General features: G+C 57.0%; 16 protein-coding genes. 8 read left to right on the forward strand and 8 right to left on the reverse strand.

The genetic code is table 11. The annotated features are described in order from the left end of the window. Window positions 1–39: 39 nt before the first annotated feature. The gene (locus ACZ5A6_RS18685; RefSeq protein ID WP_464111254.1) at window positions 40–1,818 is read right to left on the reverse strand and encodes a diguanylate cyclase; all 1,779 of its coding nucleotides are present in this window, start codon (window positions 1,816–1,818) and stop codon (window positions 40–42) included. Between the two features lie 344 nt (window positions 1,819–2,162). Here ACZ5A6_RS18685 and ACZ5A6_RS18690 point away from each other — a divergent pair, with 344 nt between their 5' ends. Beyond that, window positions 2,163–4,109 carry an ABC transporter ATP-binding protein/permease gene (locus tag ACZ5A6_RS18690; protein ID WP_019566385.1) on the forward strand — a complete coding sequence of 649 codons (1,947 nt, stop codon included), beginning with the start codon at window positions 2,163–2,165 and terminating at the stop codon, window positions 4,107–4,109. A 229-nt stretch (window positions 4,110–4,338) separates the two neighbouring features. Continuing rightward, complete coding sequence (locus ACZ5A6_RS18695; protein ID WP_013761309.1) at window positions 4,339–4,746, forward strand: low affinity iron permease family protein; 408 nt, start codon at window positions 4,339–4,341, stop codon at window positions 4,744–4,746. A 26-nt stretch (window positions 4,747–4,772) separates the two neighbouring features. Here ACZ5A6_RS18695 and ACZ5A6_RS18700 read toward each other — a convergent pair whose 3' ends face one another. Further along, complete coding sequence (locus tag ACZ5A6_RS18700; protein ID WP_464111255.1) at window positions 4,773–5,216, reverse strand: cyclophilin-like fold protein; 444 nt, start codon at window positions 5,214–5,216, stop codon at window positions 4,773–4,775. Window positions 5,217–5,241: 25 nt separating this feature from the next. Continuing rightward, window positions 5,242–6,429 (reverse strand): MFS transporter, encoded by a 1,188-nt coding sequence (locus tag ACZ5A6_RS18705; protein WP_464111256.1) that lies wholly within the window; start codon window positions 6,427–6,429, stop codon window positions 5,242–5,244. Window positions 6,430–6,547: 118 nt separating this feature from the next. Here ACZ5A6_RS18705 and ACZ5A6_RS18710 point away from each other — a divergent pair, with 118 nt between their 5' ends. The 3 genes from ACZ5A6_RS18710 (at window position 6,548) to ACZ5A6_RS18720 (ending at window position 8,892) form a co-directional block, all read left to right on the forward strand. Beyond that, window positions 6,548–6,775: a hypothetical protein gene (locus ACZ5A6_RS18710; RefSeq protein ID WP_141682332.1), complete on the forward strand. Its 228-nt coding sequence runs from the start codon at window positions 6,548–6,550 to the stop codon at window positions 6,773–6,775. 46 nt (window positions 6,776–6,821) lie between these two features. Continuing rightward, window positions 6,822–7,883: an alpha/beta hydrolase gene (locus ACZ5A6_RS18715; RefSeq protein WP_464111428.1), complete on the forward strand. Its 1,062-nt coding sequence runs from the start codon at window positions 6,822–6,824 to the stop codon at window positions 7,881–7,883. A 115-nt stretch (window positions 7,884–7,998) separates the two neighbouring features. Further along, window positions 7,999–8,892, forward strand: a complete 894-nt coding sequence (locus ACZ5A6_RS18720) for a LysR family transcriptional regulator (protein ID WP_038493626.1) — start codon at window positions 7,999–8,001, stop codon at window positions 8,890–8,892. A 98-nt stretch (window positions 8,893–8,990) separates the two neighbouring features. Here the strand turns inward: ACZ5A6_RS18720 and ACZ5A6_RS18725 are convergent, their stop codons facing one another. Continuing rightward, window positions 8,991–10,094 carry a class I SAM-dependent methyltransferase gene (locus ACZ5A6_RS18725; protein ID WP_464111257.1) on the reverse strand — a complete coding sequence of 368 codons (1,104 nt, stop codon included), beginning with the start codon at window positions 10,092–10,094 and terminating at the stop codon, window positions 8,991–8,993. Window positions 10,095–10,394: 300 nt separating this feature from the next. Between ACZ5A6_RS18725 and gmd the strand changes: the two genes are divergently transcribed. The 3 genes from gmd (at window position 10,395) to ACZ5A6_RS18740 (ending at window position 14,915) form a co-directional block, all read left to right on the forward strand. Next, the gene (gmd, locus tag ACZ5A6_RS18730) at window positions 10,395–11,465 is read left to right on the forward strand and encodes a GDP-mannose 4,6-dehydratase (RefSeq protein ID WP_111802963.1); all 1,071 of its coding nucleotides are present in this window, start codon (window positions 10,395–10,397) and stop codon (window positions 11,463–11,465) included. Beyond that, on the forward strand, window positions 11,449–12,444 hold the full coding sequence (locus tag ACZ5A6_RS18735) for a GDP-L-fucose synthase family protein (protein ID WP_019566378.1): 996 nt from the start codon (window positions 11,449–11,451) through the stop codon (window positions 12,442–12,444). Before gmd ends, ACZ5A6_RS18735 begins: the two co-directional genes overlap by 17 nt. 272 nt (window positions 12,445–12,716) lie before the next feature. Continuing rightward, window positions 12,717–14,915: a glycosyl hydrolase family 28-related protein gene (locus ACZ5A6_RS18740; protein WP_464111258.1), complete on the forward strand. Its 2,199-nt coding sequence runs from the start codon at window positions 12,717–12,719 to the stop codon at window positions 14,913–14,915. Between the two features lie 540 nt (window positions 14,916–15,455). Here ACZ5A6_RS18740 and ACZ5A6_RS18745 read toward each other — a convergent pair. The 4 genes from ACZ5A6_RS18745 to ACZ5A6_RS18760 form a co-directional block, all read right to left on the reverse strand. Beyond that, a complete protein-coding gene (locus tag ACZ5A6_RS18745; protein ID WP_065663102.1) occupies window positions 15,456–15,752 on the reverse strand; it encodes a hypothetical protein in 297 nt (98 codons plus the stop codon). 223 nt (window positions 15,753–15,975) lie between these two features. Next, window positions 15,976–17,199, reverse strand: coding sequence for a polysaccharide biosynthesis/export family protein (locus ACZ5A6_RS18750; RefSeq protein WP_464111259.1), 1,224 nt, complete (start codon window positions 17,197–17,199; stop codon window positions 15,976–15,978). Window positions 17,200–17,238: 39 nt separating this feature from the next. Further along, window positions 17,239–19,401, reverse strand: a complete 2,163-nt coding sequence (locus tag ACZ5A6_RS18755) for a GumC family protein (RefSeq protein ID WP_464111260.1) — start codon at window positions 19,399–19,401, stop codon at window positions 17,239–17,241. A gap of 54 nt (window positions 19,402–19,455) precedes the next feature. Continuing rightward, a complete protein-coding gene (locus tag ACZ5A6_RS18760) occupies window positions 19,456–20,166 on the reverse strand; it encodes a response regulator transcription factor (RefSeq protein ID WP_065663168.1) in 711 nt (236 codons plus the stop codon). Window positions 20,167–20,170: the final 4 nt, after the last annotated feature.

Genomic DNA, 20,170 nt, shown 5'->3' on the forward strand with positions numbered 1-20,170 from the left:
GCGTCGATAATCACGCAATCGGCGCGGCGGAGCCTCTACCTAATCGGTTGGAGGCTTCTCGGCCGACACCCACTTGTTCCGGCCTGTCTGCTTGGCGCTCAAAAGCGCAGCGTCCGCGCGTTCCAGGACGCTGCTCACGGTTCCGGCGCCCGGTGACGTTGCGATACCGATGGATATGGTGATCGAGTCAAGCAGACGGCCCCGGTAGGTGAAAGGTGCGCGTTCGACCGCGTGCCGGAGTTTCTCCGCAACCTTGATGGCATCTTCAATGCCCCCAGCCGGCATGAGCACGGTGAATTCCTCGCCGCCGAAACGGAATAGTTCACCCAGATCGCCGACAGCTTCCGACAGCACCTGGGCGACATATTGCATCACCGCATCACCGGCATCATGGCCAAACCGGTCATTGAAGCGCTTGAAATGGTCGATGTCGAGCATCAGACATGCAAGCGAATTGGTTGGCTTTTCAATATGCCTGTTCAGCGTCTCATCAAGCGATCGACGGTTCAAAAGACCAGTCAGGGCGTCTTGCCGTGCCATGCCAACCAGCCGCTGCCGAAGCTGGAGGTTTGCAACGGCAAGGCCTATATTTTCGGCGAGGAGTTCGAGATATAGCCGCTCTAACTCCAGCGTCTCGCTACTCTGCGGAATTTCAAGATATAATAAGCCGACGGTTTCTCCCAATGCGGTGAGCGGTATGCACAGGCCTGTTCCGAAACTGCCATGTAGGTGATGGCAGACAACATCGTCTCCGCCCGGGTTGCTGGCGTGGGGACGTCCGCGACGGAGAGCCCAACAATCGTCTATCGAAAATTCCGGGGCGGAAAACGAAGGATCGGACCATTGTCCGGTCGATTGGAGAACCGAACTGTTTTCCTTGAGAACAAGCAGGCGGCCGGCAATGGCCGGGAAAATTTGCGGCATGAATTTCGAAACGACGTCGGACAATTCTTCCTGATTCTGGCAGGCCTGAATCCGATGCATCATCTGCAGGATCAGGTCCTTGATGCGTTGATTCCTGCGGTGCTCCGCGTCAAGCCGTTCCCGTTCCAGCCCGTTGCTGCGGAAGATCCTGATAGCCTGGTTCATTTCACCGATTTCGTCACGCCGGCCTTCGTCGGGCAGGTCGATACTGTAATCCTGCCGGGCAAGGCGCGTGACGATGTTGCTCATTTTGATAAGCGGCAAGGCAACGCGTCTGCTGAGGACAAAATAGAGTACGGCCACAAACATCAGGGCGGTGAGCGCAAGCATCACCTTCGCGATCGATCCGTAGAAATCGCTTCGGTCTTTAGCCTGGTCAACCATTGCCTGCGAGCGGGCCGCAATGGCTTCTCTCAGCGTCGCGACGGTTGTCAGCAGTTCCGTATGCAGTCGATAGTGCTCATCGCCGAACAGGACCTGCTGTGCATCGTTCTGGCGGCCGGATCGATAGAAACCGATTGCATCGCGCTCCATCTTGTCCAGTGCGTCGGCGCTCTTTCGGATTTCCTGAAATGAGCCTGCCTCTTGCGGCGAAACACCAAGAGCTGCGAGTTTGTCCAAGGTGTTTTCAAGGTGCTTTTCCTGATCTTCGTCGACGTAGAATTTTGCGAGATGTTGCTCGTCGCCCCGCATGACGTAAAGACGCGCCTCCTCGGTGCGCTCGTCCGCAATGATCGCCAGTTCTTCGGCGAGATCGGTCAGTTCGAGATGATTCTGGATTGCCACCCGCTCTTGAGAAGCGCTTCTGGCCGATAGAATGAATGTGGTCGCCGATACTGTCGTGAGCACGAGGGTGACAGCATAAGCCAGGTTCGTGATGGTACTAAGTCGCATGATGGCGCCGTATGCTTGCCGCACGGCATGAAAACGGGTGCGGCGGGGTCCAATTTCAGAGTCTGCTTATGTTAGGCCATCTCGTCAAACGGGAAGTCAACACGCGGTTAACCGTCAATATGATCTGTCACACCGCGGGCCACGTCAGGCACCGCATGGCGATGCACTTAGACCGTCTCCACCAACGGTCACAATATCCGCTAGCGCGATTCCGGTATGTCGGCAGCGGGTCAGAAAGCCGTGTATTTAGAGCCTTTTGAAAGGCGCTGCGCAGCAACGGAATTATATTTCACGACGCATCACAAAGCCGTGAAACCTTTCGACGCATCGTTCGTTTAGCGCCCATGATCGATAATGACGCAGGACCGAAGCCGGTCGTTGGTGCCGACGAGACTGGCACCCAAACCGCATCCGAAAACGATGCCCATGAAAACGATGATCCGCTCCCGCCAGAGGAGATGGAACCTGCTTTGGGCTTGACGCCGGAGGAGGCCGAGGAGGCTCGCAGGAAATATCTGCTGAAGCGTTTCTGGATCAGCGCGCGAGGTTTCTGGAGCCGTCGCGGCGATCGGCTGGCCTGGCTGTTTTCGCTCGGGCTCCTGGCTATGATCGGCATAAATGTCGGCTTCCAGTATGGCATCAACGTCTGGAATCGCGGGATTTTTGACGCGATTGAGAAACGCGACGCGTCGACGGTCTATTTTCTCGGATCCGTCTTTCCGCTGCTCGTCCTGGGAAGTGTCTTTATCGTGACCTCGCAGGTCTATGTCAGGATGCGCATTCAGCGGCGCTGGCGCTCCTGGCTGACAAAGGCGCTCGTTGGAAGATGGATTGCGAATGGCCGCTATTATCAGCTCAATTTGATCGATGGTGACCATCAAAACCCCGAGGCAAGGCTCTCGGAGGATATGCGTATTGCCACCGAGGCGCCCGTGGATTTTGTTTCAGGTGTCATCGCTGCATTCGTGTCTGCCTCTACTTTTATCGTTGTCTTGTGGACGATTGGTGGCGCTCTCACGGTCTCCATCGCGGGTGTCTGGATCACGATCCCCGGCTTTCTCGTGATTGCGGCTGTTATCTACGCAATCATCACATCCAGTTCCATCGCCTTCATTGCCCGGAACTTCGTCAAGGTTTCCGAAGTCAAGAACCAGGTTGAAGCGGAGTTTCGCTACACGCTTACGCGCGTCAGGGAGAATGGTGAGAGCATCGCCCTGCTTGGCGGCGAAGACGAGGAGCGCAGCGATCTGGACAAGCGCTTCGGCAATGTCCGGCGGCAGTGGCGTCTCATGGCGCAGCAATACATGCGCACCACGGTCGTATCGAATGGATCGATGTTGATTGCCCCCGTCGTACCGGTTCTGTTGTGCGCGCCGAAGTTTCTCGATGGAAGCATGTCTCTTGGCGAGGTAATGCAGGCTGCTTCCGCTTTCACCATTGTCCAATCCGCATTTGGCTGGCTGGTCGACAACTATCCCCGTCTGGCCGACTGGAATGCCTGCGCGCGACGTGTTGCCTCCCTGATGATGTCGCTCGATGGCCTGGAGCGCGCCGAAAAGAGCGACACGCTCGGTCGGATCGTGCGAGGCGAAACGGAAGGCGAGACAATACTCAGCCTTAAGGATGTGTCCGTTTCTCTCGGTGACGGAACGGCCGTCGTCAAGGAGACGGATGTCGAGATCGGTGCGGGTGAGAGAGTGCTTGTCGCGGGGGAATCGGGCTCGGGCAAAAGCACACTGGTTCGGGCCATTTCCGGTCTCTGGCCATGGGGTGGAGGCAGCGTCAATTTTCGCGCCGGCAGCCGATTGTTCATGCTGCCGCAGCGGCCATATATTCCGGCCGGCACGCTACGTCGGGCGGTCTGCTATCCGCAGCCGGCCGAGAGCTGGACGCCGGAAGAGATCGGGGCCGCTCTCGACAAGGTCGGTCTGGGTCAACTCAAGGACAAGATTGAAGACGAGGCGCCGTGGGACCAGACGTTATCAGGTGGCGAAAAACAACGGCTGACCTTCGCACGCCTGCTGCTGAACGCCCCCGACATCATCGTCATGGACGAGGCGACGGCGGCTCTGGACGAGAAAAGTCAGGACAAGATGATGCAGACGGTAATTGATGAGCTACCCGATGCGACGATCGTGAGCGTAGCGCATCGTGCCGAACTGGAAGCGTTTCATAGCCGGAAGATCACATTGGAACGGCGGGAGGGGGGCGCAAAGCTTGTCAGCGATATCGATCTCATTCCTCGCAAGGCGCGAGGCTCCATGCTTCGGAGAATAGTCAAGCGGAGGTGATGGCACCGACGCTTGTGCTGACCTGCTTGAATGCCGGGATAGGAGAGTTGGTGCCACCTCATTGTCGTTGGGGAGAATTCACCGACCACTTTGTCGAGAACGAACAGAATGAGGGCTTGCCGCGGATCGAAGTGCAAATCGGAACTTCTGCTGTCACGGCACCCCGGAACAATCGTGCATTTTGTTTGTTGGTTGGCATCCCTAAAATGGCAACAAGGGGCAGCGTGTTATGAATAAATTCTTCACTCGCTTCGCAAGCGCTATAGCTTCATTTTCCGGCTCTCCAACGGCTTTCATGGTGGCTCTCGGAACCGTGCTCGTCTGGGGGATAAGCGGACCGCTGTTTGGTTTTTCGGAGGTCTGGCAACTGGTCATCAATACGGGTACGACCATTGTCACCTTCCTGATGATTTTCCTCGTGCAGAATTCACAGAACAGGGATTCCGCAGCGATGGAAGCAAAACTGGACGAGCTGCTGCGGGCGGTGGAGCAGGCGCGCGGTGACTTCATTGGGATCGAGCACCTCACGGAAGAGGAAATCGAAAAGATTCGTGCACGTCTAGAAAGGGAAAGCGGACCGGATAGCGATAAGCCGGCACCCCATCATGCCATGGCCCGCTTGCTTTCCCGACGTTAGTGGCATTTACCTTTGGCAGGCGCGTGTCAGGCGCGCTCTATGCGCAGAGAGAAATCGCCTCGGGTCAAAAGTGGCTCGAAGCCGTCATCGAAACGCCCGAGGCGGATCAGCCCCTTCGAGTATCGGTAGCTGTCGTAGTAGAAGACCAGATTACCCCATGGCACGTAATAAGCGATGTCGCCGGGACGTGCGTTATCGAAAGGCGTGTCAGTCACCTGCGTCAACTTTCGAGGCAGATATGCGATTTTCTCGTTGGTCGAATAGTCTTCGATCGTGAGATCGAGCGGCAGCATTTTCATGAGCTCGCGTGCCGACGGGTTGTCAAACAAGGTCGCGGTCATGCTGTGACCACCAAAGGCCATTCGGAAACTCATCAAGGATACCTCCGTTTTTGTTACCTGACCGAACAATGCGGACGGGAAAGATGTGGCCGCGGTAGCCAGCCCAAGAAATAGACGCCGGTCGATCATTGGAATGCTCTCATGCCGAACTGCTTTACGAGGATATTCTCGATGATTTGAATGCCAGCGCTGACGCGGCCAGGAGCAAACCTGCGCTTGCCAGGAAAGTCATGCGGTAGCCGGATGCGTCGTAAAGAAATCCGCCCACTATCGCACCGGCTGATATCGCAAGCTGGATGACCGCAACCATGAGACCACCTCCTGCTTCCGCATCCTGCGGCAGTGAGCGGGCGAGCCACGCCCACCAACCCACTGGCGCTGCAGTGGCAATCATTCCCCAGACCGCAAGCGCTATCGCGGCGACAGGGAGACTGTTGCCGAAGGCAACAAGTATCACGGCCGTCACCGCCATCAGAGCCGGGATGACGATCAGAACGCGATACAGGCGGTTGGCGAGAAAATAACCGATAAGGCTGGTGCCAACGATGCCGGCAACGCCGATGCCCAGAAGAATGAAGGTGAGTATCGAGATATCTACTCGTGTCACAGTTTCGAGAAACGGGCGGACATAGGTGAACAGCGTGAACTGGCCCATGAAGAAAACCGAGACCGATGCCATGCCGATAGCGATCAAGGGACGGTTCAGTAGCCTGAATGCATTCTTTGACGTTTTCCCGGGGAGGGGTTTCATGGAAGGGAGGCTTGCCAGCTGCCACAGGAATGCGATCGCCGCGACGGGGACGACAGTGAAGAAGGCACCTCGCCAACCGATGATCGATCCGAGAAACGCGCCGAGCGGAGGAGCAACGACAGTTGCCAGCGCGTTACCGCTGTTAAAGATTGCAAGCGCTCGGGGAACGAGATGCTCCGGTACAAGACGCATGGCGGTCGCCACCGATATGGACCAGAACCCACCGATCACTATCCCGATGAGCGCGCGCCCGACCATGAATATTTCATAGTTCGGTGCGATCGCCACGGTCACGCCAGAAAGGGCCATCAGTGCCGTCAGAGCAAGCAACAGCAGCTTACGGTCCCACTCTCCCGCGAGATACGAGACAAAGAGGCTCGTGACGACGGCGAAAGCGCCGGAGATCGCGATCGAATGTCCGGCCGTTCCTTCGCTGATGCGCAGTTCATCCGCGATCGGCGTCAGCAGGCTAAGAGGCATGAATTCAGACGCGATCAGGGCGAAAACGCAGAGCGTCATCGCCAACACACCGCCCCAGTTTGCGGATCGGGATCTGGCTTCCCCTGTGGAAATTGTAGTTTCTATGGACATGGTACCGCAGCTTTTCTTGGCTATTTCTTCAACGGTCTTCCGCTGCTGATGGGAGGCAGCGAGGTGAACATAAGTCATGAAGCATCTTGCAATAAGCCGCCTGTCACGGGATGCAGTCATGAACGATGCTCATCAAAAGGTCTTGTTTAGCCGCGCCCGGCCTGCTTGCGTATTATCCACGTCGATGCAGGGGCTCGGTTCATTCATGAATATCGCTCATGACGGCATGCCTTCGCCGCGCTCTAATCTCGCGACAATCTCCGATCTATCTTTTGAACGACGCTGCTGCATCACCCCTCAAAGCAGCCCACCGGCCGCTCGTCACGGCAACGACAATGGAGAGTGAAGTGAGCAATCAGAACGAAAACGCTTCTACGGGAGAGGGCCTGGACATGGGCCGCCGTGGCCTTCTCAAGATTACAGGTGTCGGCATCGCCGCGATTGGCGCGGTGTCAGTGATGGCGGTATCGAAGGCAGAGGCGCAAACATTGAAGATGACGCAGGACTGGGACAAGGTTTTTCCGAAGAGCGAGAAGGTTGATCACCAGAAGGTCTCGTTCAAAAACCGTTATGGCATCACCCTGGCGGCCGACCTCTACATGCCCAAAACCCGCAACAGCGTCGGAAACCCCGCAATCGTGGTGAGCGGACCGTTTGGCGCGGTCAAGGAACAATCGTCCGGCCTTTACGCACAGACGATGGCCGAACGCGGTTTCGTCACTCTGGCATTCGATCCTTCCTATACAGGTGAGAGCGGCGGCGAACCGCGCAATATCGCGTCTCCCGACATCAACACCGAGGATTTCAGCGCGGCTGTGGACTACATCGGCCTGCATCCCGAAGTCGATCGCGAACGGATCGGCGTCATCGGTGTCTGCGGCTGGGGTGGCATGGCGCTCAATGCCGTAGCCTCGGACAAGCGTGTGAAGGCCGTGGTTGCCAGCACCATGTACGATATGACCCGCGTCATGTCCAAGGGCTACAACGACAGCGTCACGCTGGAGCAGCGCACGGCGACCCTGGAACAGTTGAGCCGCCAGCGGTGGGTCGATGCGGAAAAGGGTACACCTGCCTATCAGGCGGCCTACAACGCGGAAGTCGGACCCGACGAGCCGCAGTTCATGGTCGATTATCACGACTACTACTCGACACCACGCGGTTATCATAAGCGGGCGGTCAACTCCCGTAACGCCTGGTCGCAAACAACGCCAATTTCGTTCATGAACATGCCGATCCTGAGCTACATCGCGGAAATTTCGCCGCGCCCGGTTCTATTCATTCATGGCGAGAAGGCCCATTCTCTTTATTTCGCAGAGACCGCGTATGCGGCGGCGGCCGAACCGAAGGAACTTCATGTCATTCCCGGCGCCAGCCACACGGACCTCTACGACAAGATGGATGTGATCCCCTTCACCAAGCTCGCCAGCTTCTTTGAGCAGCACCTGTCGGCTTGATGCGTCCGGCAGTGACGTAACAGTTCAGGAGCCCGCCCAAAGCGGGCTCTTTTTCTGTTAGTGCGGCATGAGCATTATGCCATAATCAACAGGTCTGGATGCAGGAGGCTCATGAATGGCACGCGATACCGTCAACGATCTTGCAGCTTTCATTGCTGTTGCCCGAGAACAGAGCTTTACCCGGGCGGCGGCGAAGCTGGGCGTATCGCAGTCAGCATTGAGCCACACACTTCGCCAGCTTGAAGCCAGGTTGGGCGTGCGTCTCCTGATGCGGACGACCAGAGCGGTTTCGCCGACGGAGGCGGGCGAGCGGCTGCTAAACGGGATCGGTCCACATTTCGACGAGATCGAAGCGCATGTCGATGCGTTGAACGAACTGAGGGAAAAGCCGGCGGGAACGATCCGTATCGTCGCCGCCGAGTACGCGATCACCTATGTCCTCTGGCCCAAACTCAGGAAATTTTTGCCTCAATATCCCGACATCAAGGTCGAGCTGATCCTCGACAACGGACTGACCGACATCGTGACGGAGCGTTATGATGCGGGGGTGCGTATGGGTGAACATCTCGCGAAAGACATGATCTCCGCAAGGATTGGTCCCGACTTTTGTCTCGCTGTCGTCGGATCGCCCGCCTACTTCAAGAACCGACCACACCCGAGGCATCCCAAGGACCTGGTCGGCCATGATTGCATCAACTTCCGGCTGCCGAGTGCCGGCGGCTTTTATGTATGGGAGTTCGAGGACAAGGGCCGCGAGATCAAGATCAAGGTCGATGGCCAACTCGCCTTCAACAACAGTTTCAATTCGCTGGAAGCCGCGCTTGACGGCTTCGGGCTTGCCTACATCCCGGAGGAAATGATCCTTCCTTATGTCGCAGACGGCCGGCTGGTTCGCGTGTTGCAGAAATATTCCCCGCCCTGGGACGGATATTACCTCTATTACCCCAGCCGTCGCCAGGCATCACCGGCGTTCGTCAGGGTTTTGGAGGCCCTGCGATATCGGGTTTGACGGGAGTTGTCGGCCCCCCTGTGGATGTCCGTAACCCGGAACGATCCATGTCCGACTTTCGTCTTCTCTGCGCTCGCTGCGGCTGACAAGTCCTTATCCTAGATCAGCAGATAGCTGGCTTCAGAAATGCGTTGAACAATGGCTTGCCCCGCAAGGACGATAATGTCGCCCTCCATCGGTTGATGAGGCCGCAGCAAGTGTTTGTCGATCGTCAGCAGGAAATGCGATGAATGCAGTTCGCCTGGGGAAATGGAAATGTAAGACCAGCGATGCCAGGCAAATGGCATGGTGGCGAGGGCCATTCCCAGCAATCCCTTGAGGCGCATCGACCATGTTGACGAGGACTTGGCGTGGCGCGCAGCATCGGTTGCAACGGCACCGTCGACAATATGCTGTTGGTTCCAGGTTGTCTGGCCATGGTTGATCTTCCATGCTTCGGGGTCATCGTTTGCCAGATCGATCCTCGATTTTACCGGTTCGGCGATCAGCGCGACGTTCGGACTGAGCAAGCGTGGAACAAAAGAAAACGGCAGGCTGCGGATTTCGCGCAGGGGCGCGTTGACGCGGATAAGCTGCGCCAGACACCGCCAGTCGAAGCCCTGATGTGACGTATGGTGAGCGGGCACGCGGTCCAGCCGGTATAAGCCTGCCCAAAAAGTCTCTTTCAGATTGCCGGATTGCCGATTGTAGCCCATGAGGGCCGAACCCCAGTTCTTGATCCATACGGCTGGCCCGACTTCGACGGGTACCGTAACCAGGAAAATGCGGGGACGAACGATCGCGCAGACGTGCTCAATGACACGGACGGTGCGGTTGAGGTGGATATGTTCAAGCGTTTCCAGCGCGATGACGATGTCGGCCTCGATCGTTTTGTAAAGGCTCTCGTCGGTGGCGTCGCCGACGATGAAACGGCAGTTTTCGTAGTTGCTGTAGCGATTGCGCGCGGCCTCGATGAAGATTGGATCGTAGTCGATACCGACGTAATCAACGTCAAATTTTTCCAGAATATGTCCGACCGCGGTTCCGGGGCCGCAGCCGATATCCAGTATTCTGACCTTCCGATTGCCGACGTCCTTCTGCACTGTTTCGAGGACCTCAAGCAGCTTTCGATAGCGGCCTGCATGCAGAAAGCGCGTCAGCCAGTTGAAGTTCTGCATTTTTTCGTAAGTCGTCGCGAACGTACCCATCCAATCCGCCTCCATGAACCGTAGATGATGTCGTCTCGCGCTCCCTGTTATCGTAAAGATCGTGCGCGACCCGGCGTTGTATTTTTGAAGTCTGGCACGGCCTGCGTGACCTGCAACTCGACCAAAAGGCTTAAGTCGGAAGCGGGGATACCCACCCTGCCTCCTCTTAAAGGCAGATGTCGACGTGGTGGACGGTGAATCAGCCGGTTCTGACCGGCCGTCCTCTCCCTTTTGGTATGCTGCCGATGCGCAAGGCCTCGTTATACCTTTCAAGGAGGCGCCATCCGGGGCCGGAACCGCTGGGAGATGTGGTGGATGGTAGACAAGAGAGCCTTGATTATCGGCGTAACCGGGCAGGACGGCGCTTATCTCAGTGAATTGCTGCTTGCCAAGGGATATATCGTGCACGGCCTGAAAAGGCGGTCTTCCTCATTCAACACCGGCCGGATCGATCATCTTTATCAAGATCCCTTCGAGGAAAACCTTCGCTTTCGTCTGCACTTCGGTGACCTGACGGACGCCACGAACCTTTGCCGGGTCATTCAGGAGGTCCAGCCCGACGAGATCTATAATCTCGGCGCCCAGAGCCATGTCCAGGTCAGCTTCGAGACGCCGGAATATACGGCAAATGCGGATGCGCTTGGCACGCTGAGGCTGCTGGAAGCCATGCGCATTCTGAACCTCGGCGACCGTTGCCGGTTTTATCAGGCGTCCACATCGGAGCTGTTCGGGGGGATGGGCACTGTTGCTCAGCACGAAGGTACGCCGTTCTATCCGAGAAGCCCCTATGCTGCGGCAAAACTCTACGCATACTGGATGACGGTCAATTACCGGGAAAGTTACGGCTTTCACGCATCCAACGGCATTCTCTTCAACCATGAGAGCCCCATTCGCGGGGAGACATTCGTCACGCGGAAAATCACGCGCGGCGTTGCCGCCATCGAACGCGGTCTCATGAGCAAGCTGCGTCTTGGTAATCTCGACGCAAAGAGGGACTGGGGGCATGCGCGCGATTATGTTGAAGGCATGTGGCGCATCGTGCAGCAGGAAATACCCGAGGACTATGTGCTCGCAACCGGCGAGGCACATACGGTGCGGGAATTCGTTGAGCTTGCTTTCGGCGTGGTCGGCAAGACCATCGAGTGGAACGGCGATGGCAGTGACGAAGTGGGATACGACGCCAAAACCGGCAATACGATCATCGAAATCGATCCCAGATATTTTCGTCCGGCGGAAGTGGATTTTCTTCTCGGCGACCCCAGCAAGGCGCGCAGGAAACTCAACTGGAGCCACTCGACGTCCTTTCGCGACCTCGTTCAGGAAATGGTCGAAGCGGATCTTCGCCTCGTGATGTTGGAAGAGGGAAGAAATGAATTCGTCGCATAAATCGCAAGAAATCCCGTTCAGCTTGAATGGCAAGCGCGTCTGGGTTGCCGGCCATACCGGAATGGTCGGCTCGGCACTCGTGCGACGTCTCCAGCGCGAAAATTGCGAAATTCTCAAAGTCTCTCGCAGCGAGCTCGATCTGACCCGACAGTACGAGACGGAGCAATGGATGGCGGCGGCAAGACCTGAGGTCATTTTTGTCGCTGCCGCCAAGGTTGGAGGCATCGCAGCAAATGCGGCGTATCCGGCGGACTTTCTTTACACCAATACGCTAATTTCGATGAATATCATGAAATCAGCTGCCGATATCGGTGTTGAAAAGCTTCTCTGGATGGGATCTAGCTGCATCTACCCGAAATTCGCAGCGCAGCCGATCACGGAAAATTCCCTTTTGACAGGCCCTTTGGAGCCGACCAACGAGGCCTACGCGATTGCGAAGATCGCGGCGCTCAAGCTTTCCCAGTTCTACTCCAGTCAGTACGGCCTGAATTGCGTCTCCGTCATGCCGACCAATATCTACGGGCTGAACGACAATTTCGATCCGCAAAGCTCACACGTCATTCCTGCGATGATCAGGAGAATGCATGAAGCGAAAATCAGCGGCCAGAACAAGATTGTTCTATGGGGTACGGGCAGTCCTCTGCGTGAGTTTCTCCATGTGGACGATCTGGCGGATGCCTGTTGCTTCCTTATGAAATCATCGGCGCATTTTCCGCTGATCAATATCGGCTCGGGGCGGGAGATATCCATCCGCAATCTCGCCCACCTGATTGCAGGCATCGTCGGCTACGATGGGCAGATCGTTTTTGACACCAGCAAACCGGATGGAGCCCCCAGAAAGCTGCTCGATTGCTCGCGGCTCAACGCGCTTGGCTGGAACTCGACGGTCGAGCTCAGATACGGAATTCAGGATTTGTATGAGTGGTGGCGACAACCGAAGTCGTTGCAATCGGATATGTTACGACAAGCGGCAAGATGAGATCGCCAAATGCCCTGATATTATCGATTTTGCTTGCCGTCCTTGTGCTCGCATTTTCGGGTCTCTCGTCTGCCGGGCAGCCTGCGGTGCGGGGAGGGCAAGAGCAAGCCAGCCAACCTGATCCACGGCAGTTCGGTTTCCCGATACCTGTTCCAGAACCACGATTGCCGGATGATGCGGATGCCTTCAATCCACCTTGGACAGAGGTAGGCGGCAAGGGGCCGGCAATCGCGGAAATTTCGAGAACGGCGGGCCCTGGCGAGGTTGTCTCGATGACCGGTGTCGATCTCGATGGACGAACGGGTTTCGAAGTCTTTTCGCAACACCCCGGTGCCGCGGAGGGCGTGGTGACCCCGTTGGCGCCGCTGACGGCTGACGCGACGGCGGCGACGCTGCTGCTGCCAGCCACGCTTCCCTCATGGTCCACCTACCTGATCAGGCCCCAGCGGGGCACTGTTCAAGGGCGCAGCTTCGCAATCAATCGCACGGAAAGCTGGTGGATCGGGCCCGATGCCGCAGCGCCGGGAGCCATCGTCTCGGTCTATGGACGCAACCTTTCGCGGTCCAACGGGACCAGCCAATCCTATCTCTATATCAAGCCGGTCGCTGTTGCCGGCTCGTATGTTCCGGCAACCTCCGTCAACCCCTTCAAGGTCGATTTCGAGGTGCCGGCTCTGCCACCGGGTAACTATGAAGTTTGGGTTCACAATACGCATGGCGGCCGCTTCGGCTGGAGCGGTCCGCTGACGCTTGAGGTCCTGTCGCAATCGCCATGGGCGGCGCAGGATAAAAAGCGCATCGATGCTAGGCAGTTCGGGGCAACGGGCGATGGCATGACCGACGACACCGCAGCCATCTTGCGCGCGCTCGACGCCGCGGCCGCAACGGCGCCATCGGTTTTGTATTTCCCCGCCGGGATTTATCTCGTGACAAAGCCTTTGATTGCGCCCGCCAATGTGGCGTGGTTCGGGGAAGGGGTGAACAAAACGGAGATCAGGCTGAACCACGGGATTGATCAGAGCATGGTTGTCGTTAATGGCGACGACACCCGGTTCGGAAACCTGACCCTCAATTCCAACCGCAACATTGCAGGTAAACCTCTTCTTGCTTTGCGCAACACCAAAAACATACGGCTGGATTCCGTACGTATCGACGCCTGGGGCGTGCCGGCGTTCGATGCCCAGGACACCGTAGGTCTTTTTGTGCATGCGTCCGAGCTGATCGAGAACGGATCCTTTTACGGCGCGAGCCGGCAGGTGTTTTTCTCCAACAATCGGTTTCGGATGACGGGTTACGGCGAATCCGTCGTCGCGCTATGGGGTGGGCGCGATTTCGCCATGACGGGCAACGAGCTGACAAATGCGGATGAAAGCCGCGACGACGGTCATGGCATCGGACGTTTTTTTGTTGGCCAGGCGCATTTCGGGAGCATGCGAAACCTCTATTTTGAGAAAAACATCTCGCGAAACGCCGCGCCCCACGACTGCACCAAGGTCGATTGCAACAAGGGCGAACAGATCTGCTTCGAGATCGTCGGGAGCAAGCTTAAAAACGATTTCGTCCGCGCTTCCTCGAACTCGGTTACCTTCAAGTCACTGTCGGATCTGGGGGATGCCATGCCGGGCGGCTTCGATCTCGTCATCGTTGGCGGGCGAGGGGCCGGGCAGCACCGTCACATCGCGTCGACGGACGGTTCTGTCGTTCTGCTCGAGCAACCCTGGAATGTGGTGCCGGATCGAACGAGCCGTTTTGCTCTCGCAGCGACCGCATCGAGAGCCGTGATATACGATAATGTGTTCGATGGCAGGGCAAGCTATGCGGAGCACGATTCCGATTCCACCGGCGTTCTTCTCTACGGCAACGTCTATGACGTGGTGGTCGACAGCAACCGCATCTCCCAGATGCGACACGGCATGATGACGGTTGCGCTGGACTCGACGCGGGGACTCAGCCCGTATTTCCTGCAATATTCCAACAACAGTGTGACACGCAGCAACAGCGGCCTCTATGTCGGCACGACATTCGCGGATTCCGGCGTTGCCGGCATCTGGGGCGGTCTGGGGAATATTTATCGCAGGAACAGGTTCACGGATATCGCCTATATCGGCGTCGAATATGAAACTTGGAACCATCCCGGCGCCGACTATAATGGGACGGTCTTCGATGGAAATACCTTCGCCAACGTCCGCTACGGCTTCGTAGATGCATACAAACTCATGTGGACGCACGACGGCAGCTTCAAGGCCGGACCGGCCGAACGCTCAAGGCGGATCAACACGGTGCTCTACAACAATCATTTTACCCGAGGAACGCCAGGGCCCGTTCAAAGTGCGGGCTTCGTGACGATGCATCCGCAGAACAGCTGGGTAAATGTCGGCTCTACATGGAGCGGTTTTGCAGTGGGAAACGAGGGGCCTAAGGCCGTCACCGTTAAATCGTCCTCCAATGCTGCAAGGCTGACACCTGATTGAACCGGAGTCTATTCCCCGAAAACCCCGGCAAGGTACCTCTAATGACGTATCTGCGGTGAATTGACGAGCTGCCGGAAAGTGGCGAATATGGCTCAATCACTCAAGGCAATGCGATGCCACGGGCCATTGAGATCAAGGCTCGACGGTTTTCATTTCAGGCGAGGGGACCGACGGATCGTTCGTTGCTCCATGAGTGGCGAGCGATCTGTGGTTCCAGTTTGACGAGGGTAATATTCTTGCAAATTTCAATCTCAACCCGTCGGCGCAACAAGATTTGCGCGGCGCTGGTGACGGTTTGTGCCGAACGCAAATAGGCTCGCCCGGTTGAACGAGCGAGCCCTCCCAGTTACCGGGTAACCCCGGTTGCCAGGGACCCGCCAAAGTATCAGGGGGCGACGGGTTACTCTTACAAACCGCTTTTATCGTTTCGGTTCAATCTAGCTATAAGCGGTAGGGTTCGCATCCATCCATGTGCTGTGCGCCGAATTTTCGCGCTTGGGGTAAAAGTATAGGGACAAAAGCGTTAGAGTTTGAGAGACGTTACTTGGCGGCCCCGTTTTCCGCCGCCAAATTGAGCCAGGCATGCACGTCGGTCGCTGTGATCCAAATCCGTCCATCGAACGCGAACATTCCCTTCTCGATTTTGGATGCCGCTATCGTTGCAAACACGTCGACGAATTGTGCCAGGCGTTGCGCATCGCACCGCGGTGGGGACTGGATGTCGTTCAGGGCATCCTGCGTCACATTGACGGGCTGCAGCCCTTTCTCGCCGTTCACGATGATGACGGCACGCTGCCTGACCATATGATAACCAACCGGAACGTTCGCAGATTCCATCTCCGTCTCCCTGGCATTGGTACCGGTCGTTTCTATTCTGTGGAGGAAATCGGGATCCTACCGATCGGAACGCCGGCAAACTCTTTTGATTGGTGCTGGTCCTACGAGACTGCTGGGGGGCACTATTGAGGATAGCAAATTGCGACATGGCGCTATAGCTCTCCAAAAGCGGTAGCTGCTTTCAGGGCCGCTCAAGCAGGGGCGTCGGAGACGCTCGTCTCTCTTAGTTGACGCTTCCTGTGACGACTGCCGCTGAAACAGGGTCTCTGCCGGATACCGACAGGCGGACGCGCACAACGTCTCCCGCCCGGACCTGCGTATGCTCGTCCGCAGCTGTTTCGCGGTATTTACCTGCAACCTGACGCACGATGAAGAATTTGGTCTGGATCATGTCCTCGAGGCTGGAAACCCGCCGCGCCGTCGAGCCGATCTCGGCCATGGATTGAAGGCTGAAGGCCAGCTTTTTCTTCAAACGCATGATGTCCAGGGAGGTTTCCCGCAATTCGGTCGCGGCGTCATTGTGCCTTTTGCTTTTCAGCTCCAGAATACGCCGCTCTACTTCGCTTTTGTTTTGTTGCGCGCGCGCCAGAAACGATGTCGATTCCAGCACCTGCTGGTTCATGGATAGGAGTTCGCGCTTACGCTCTCTCAGTGCTGATTCTGAGGCTGCGCCGCGCGTGACAAGTTCCTTCGATGCGTTGACGTCCATGTCGAGCAACTCTAGTTGCTGGGTGCGCATGACGTTGCTTTTCTGGAGCGTGTCTATCTCCTGAATGAAGTTCTGTCGTTGGACCTCGAGGTTGGTCTTTTCGTCTTGCTGCGCCGAGAGGCGAAGGCGAAACAGACTTTTTTCAGATTCTACGATCTTCTCCAGTGCGGTGCGATCCCGGACGAGTCCGATTTCGTCGCCCTTATATTCAAATTCGGTGTCGTTGAGTTCCGCTTCCAGTCGGACGCGCCGGATATCCTGAGACAGGAGTTGCATCGACATGTCTTCATATTCCTGCTGGGCCGAGATCAACTGTATGCCCGAGGTATCCCTCTGTGCATTCGACTCGCGCAATCCGCCGCCGAGTGCGAAGAGTTCAAGCACGATCATGCCGGGACGGTATTCATATTTTCCGGGCTTCTGGACGTCGCCGACAACGAAGATCGGAGCATATTCCTTGACCGCAACGGCAACGGAGCGGTTTGCCACATGGCTTGCCAGATCGCGGCTGATCCGCGCACCGATTTCGTTCACTGTCTGGCCGACCACGTTGACATTGCCAAGAAGCGGATAACCGATCGTTCCATCTGCACTGACGGGGAAGAGGCCGGTCAGGCCCGGGTCGCCATAGACGGAGATTGTCAAGACGTCGCCGGTAGCGACCTTGTAGTTCGTGCCATCTGCGGCGGCCGGTAATTGGCAAACCGCCAGAGACAGAAAGGTGGTGCTGGCCATCATCAAGGAAAAGCCCCTGGACCTTGTCACGAAGCGCATGTTTCACCTCTCGCTATGGACGACAGCCGGGGGGCGCAGACTGGTCGCCCGTTTCCGCAGCTTGAAATGAGTATTCCAGTCCCGGAAAATCCTCGGCCAGACTGGGGGGTGGCGCTTTTTCGGGCGTCGGATTCCGTTGAGGATGATGCCTGTGATCGGCCGGCCCGCGACCCGCAGTTTGATGACGGCATTTTTCATGCCCGTGCCATCTGCGACGTCCTGCCGGACCACGAATGATACGGCATCCGACAGGGTGGCGATCCGCAACAGGTCCAGGTCATGGGAAACGGATGGGGCCTCGATCAATACCAGCTCGTATCGCTGTCTTGCCTCTGCAATCAGGCCGGCGAAGCGCTTGCTTCCAAGAACAAGATTTGGCGGCAGGTCGCTCTTCTCGGCGACGATGATATCGACCCCGGAGGCCTGATCGCGTTGGATGATGTCGTCCAGAGACACCTCACGGCTGACCGCCTGGCCAACATGCGACGTCGATCCCACATCGAATTCCCTTCCGAGAGCCGGGTTTCGCAGATTGGCATCGATCAGCAGCAGATTAACGCCGCTCATCGCAAGAGATCTGGCAAGATTGGCGATCACGAACGTCTTGCCTTCTCCATCGGCCGAAGAGGTGAAGGCTATCACTTTCGCCTTGCTCTCGGCCAACTGTATGTGGGTCTGAAGGTCGGCAAACGCGCTGTAGAAATCCGCCGCGCCGCTGCTGAATTTTCCGGGCGTGTTCTGGAGCTCTCTGAAGGAAATGCGTGGAATGCTCCCGATGACGTTCAGTCCGGTTTTCTGTTGAAGAGACGTGATGGAGCCAACGGACCGGTCCGTAAAGTTCAGGATAAAAGCTGCCGCCAAACCGGTGCTGCAACCGAGAAGAAGCGCGACCAGTGCCCACAGACGCTCGTCAGGACTGGTCGGTTTACGGGAAGGCATGGCGCTCGATATGATCCGCGCCTCCGCAGTTGCGATACCGTCCTGTTCGATGGTCTGCTTGTAGCGTGCCAGGTACGTCTCGTAGATCGAGCGGTTCGCTGCTGCTTCCCGGTCAAGTTGCCCGGATTGCACCATTGCCATATCCGTCGTGGAAATGGCGCGTTGCACATCATTGAGGCTGGCCTCTACTTCCTGCCGCTGTTTTTCGTTGACCTCGATCTCGTTGCGCAATGCAGCGATGATCTGGGCGATCTCTGAATCGATCTGCTTGTTGAGTGAACTGAGCTGGGAGGATAACTGCGGCCGCTCCGGGCTCATGACGGCGCCGCTTTCATCGATCTGGGCAATGGCCCTGATGACCCTTGCCTGCTCGGCCCTTAAAAGCTGGATTGATGGTGAGGACAGAACTTCCGTAATCCCGAGCCCGTCACCGTTTTTCTGCAGTTCGAGTGCTGTGGCCAGGCGCGCCCTTGACCCCGCCAACTTGGCCTGTAGCGTTGTCAGCTCGACATTTAGACTTGAAAGACGCTGCGACTGCAACGGAAGACCACCAGTGTCTATCAATCCGGATTTTTCGCGAAATTGCGACGCCTGGCGTTCGGACTCCTCGAGTTCCGTCCGAAGACTGACCAGCCGTTCGCCGAGCCATGCGCTGACACGCCGGGTTGCCGTTGTCTGGAGGTCGATCTGATAGTCGATATAGGCTGCTCCGAAAGCATTGGCGACTTTCGCGGCAAGCGCCGGATCGTTGGCATAATAGGATATGTAGATTGTATACGACCGGCCATCATTCATCACACGAACATTGGTCATGAGGTTATCGATCATTTTCGATGTCTCGGCGTCGTTGCCAAGCACGATCGCGTCGTTGGCCGTCCGGTCGGATTTGGTTTGCCGCCCTTCGAGGAGACGATCTTTTTGCAGAATAACGAGAACCCGTTCCGCCATGGACCTCGACCCGATGATATCGAGTTCGGTTCGAAGCACAGGGCTTTCCTGAGGCAGCGGAGAGACCACGGATTCAGTGGGGAGCGCCTGAAGCTTGCGGACATCAAGCGCAAGGGTTGCCTCGGCCTTGTAACGGATGGGGGTTAGCGCATAGCCGATTGCCGCGATTGCGAAACTGGCGAGAAAGCAGATGAAGACGGCTCTGCGCCGCTCCCGCAGTATGGATATGAAGCGGGAAATACCTTCCTGCTCAACCGGAGATGATGACGACTGGATCATGACGGTTCCTGCTGTAAGCGGGGCGTTCGGTAGCGGTCAGTGGATGTCGTGTGCTTAGCGGTCGTACGCCATGTCGCCGATCTTGCAGGCAACTTCCGTGCGGTTCGTTGCTCCAAGCTTCTTCATGATATTGCGGATATGCACCTTGATGGTGCTTTCACAAAGGTTCAGCTCCAGAGCGATATCCTTGTTCGCCTTTCCGCACCGCAAGGCCTCCGCAATAGCCGATTGACGGCTTGTAAATTTCGTCGGAGGAACGGATGCGTGTGCGGTCAGGCCGAACAGACTTTTCATGTTCATGACGCTGCTGGCTGGTATGAAACGGCCGCCCGCGATTGCAAGACTGATCGCCTGGACGCAGACGTCGATGCTGACGGAACTCGATATGTACCCGCGCACGCCAAGAGCGATCGTATCCAGAATGGTATTGATATCCTGATCGTCAGAGAGCACGACGACGGCGGCCGGAGACACGGCAGCCACAATCTCTGCAAGATCGCGGTTTGTCTCTGCAGACGGACCGGGCCAGGCGCTGACCAGAACTGCCGCTGGCATGCCGATTTCCGCGCGTGCCTGTTGCCATTCGCCGAGATTGGAGAAGGTCAGGATGCGCCTGTCCGCATATTGATAGTTGAGACTATGGGCGAGGCATTCCCGCTCCAGCATGCGACGATCTATGATGCCGATATAGCCAGCCGCACTTGCTGCGGCCTGCGGATGCAGTGTGCCTTCCGGCGGGTTTTCGGAGATGTGGTTCTGGATCATGACG

It is taken from the genome of Agrobacterium sp. 6Ca8 (genome assembly GCF_055382765.1).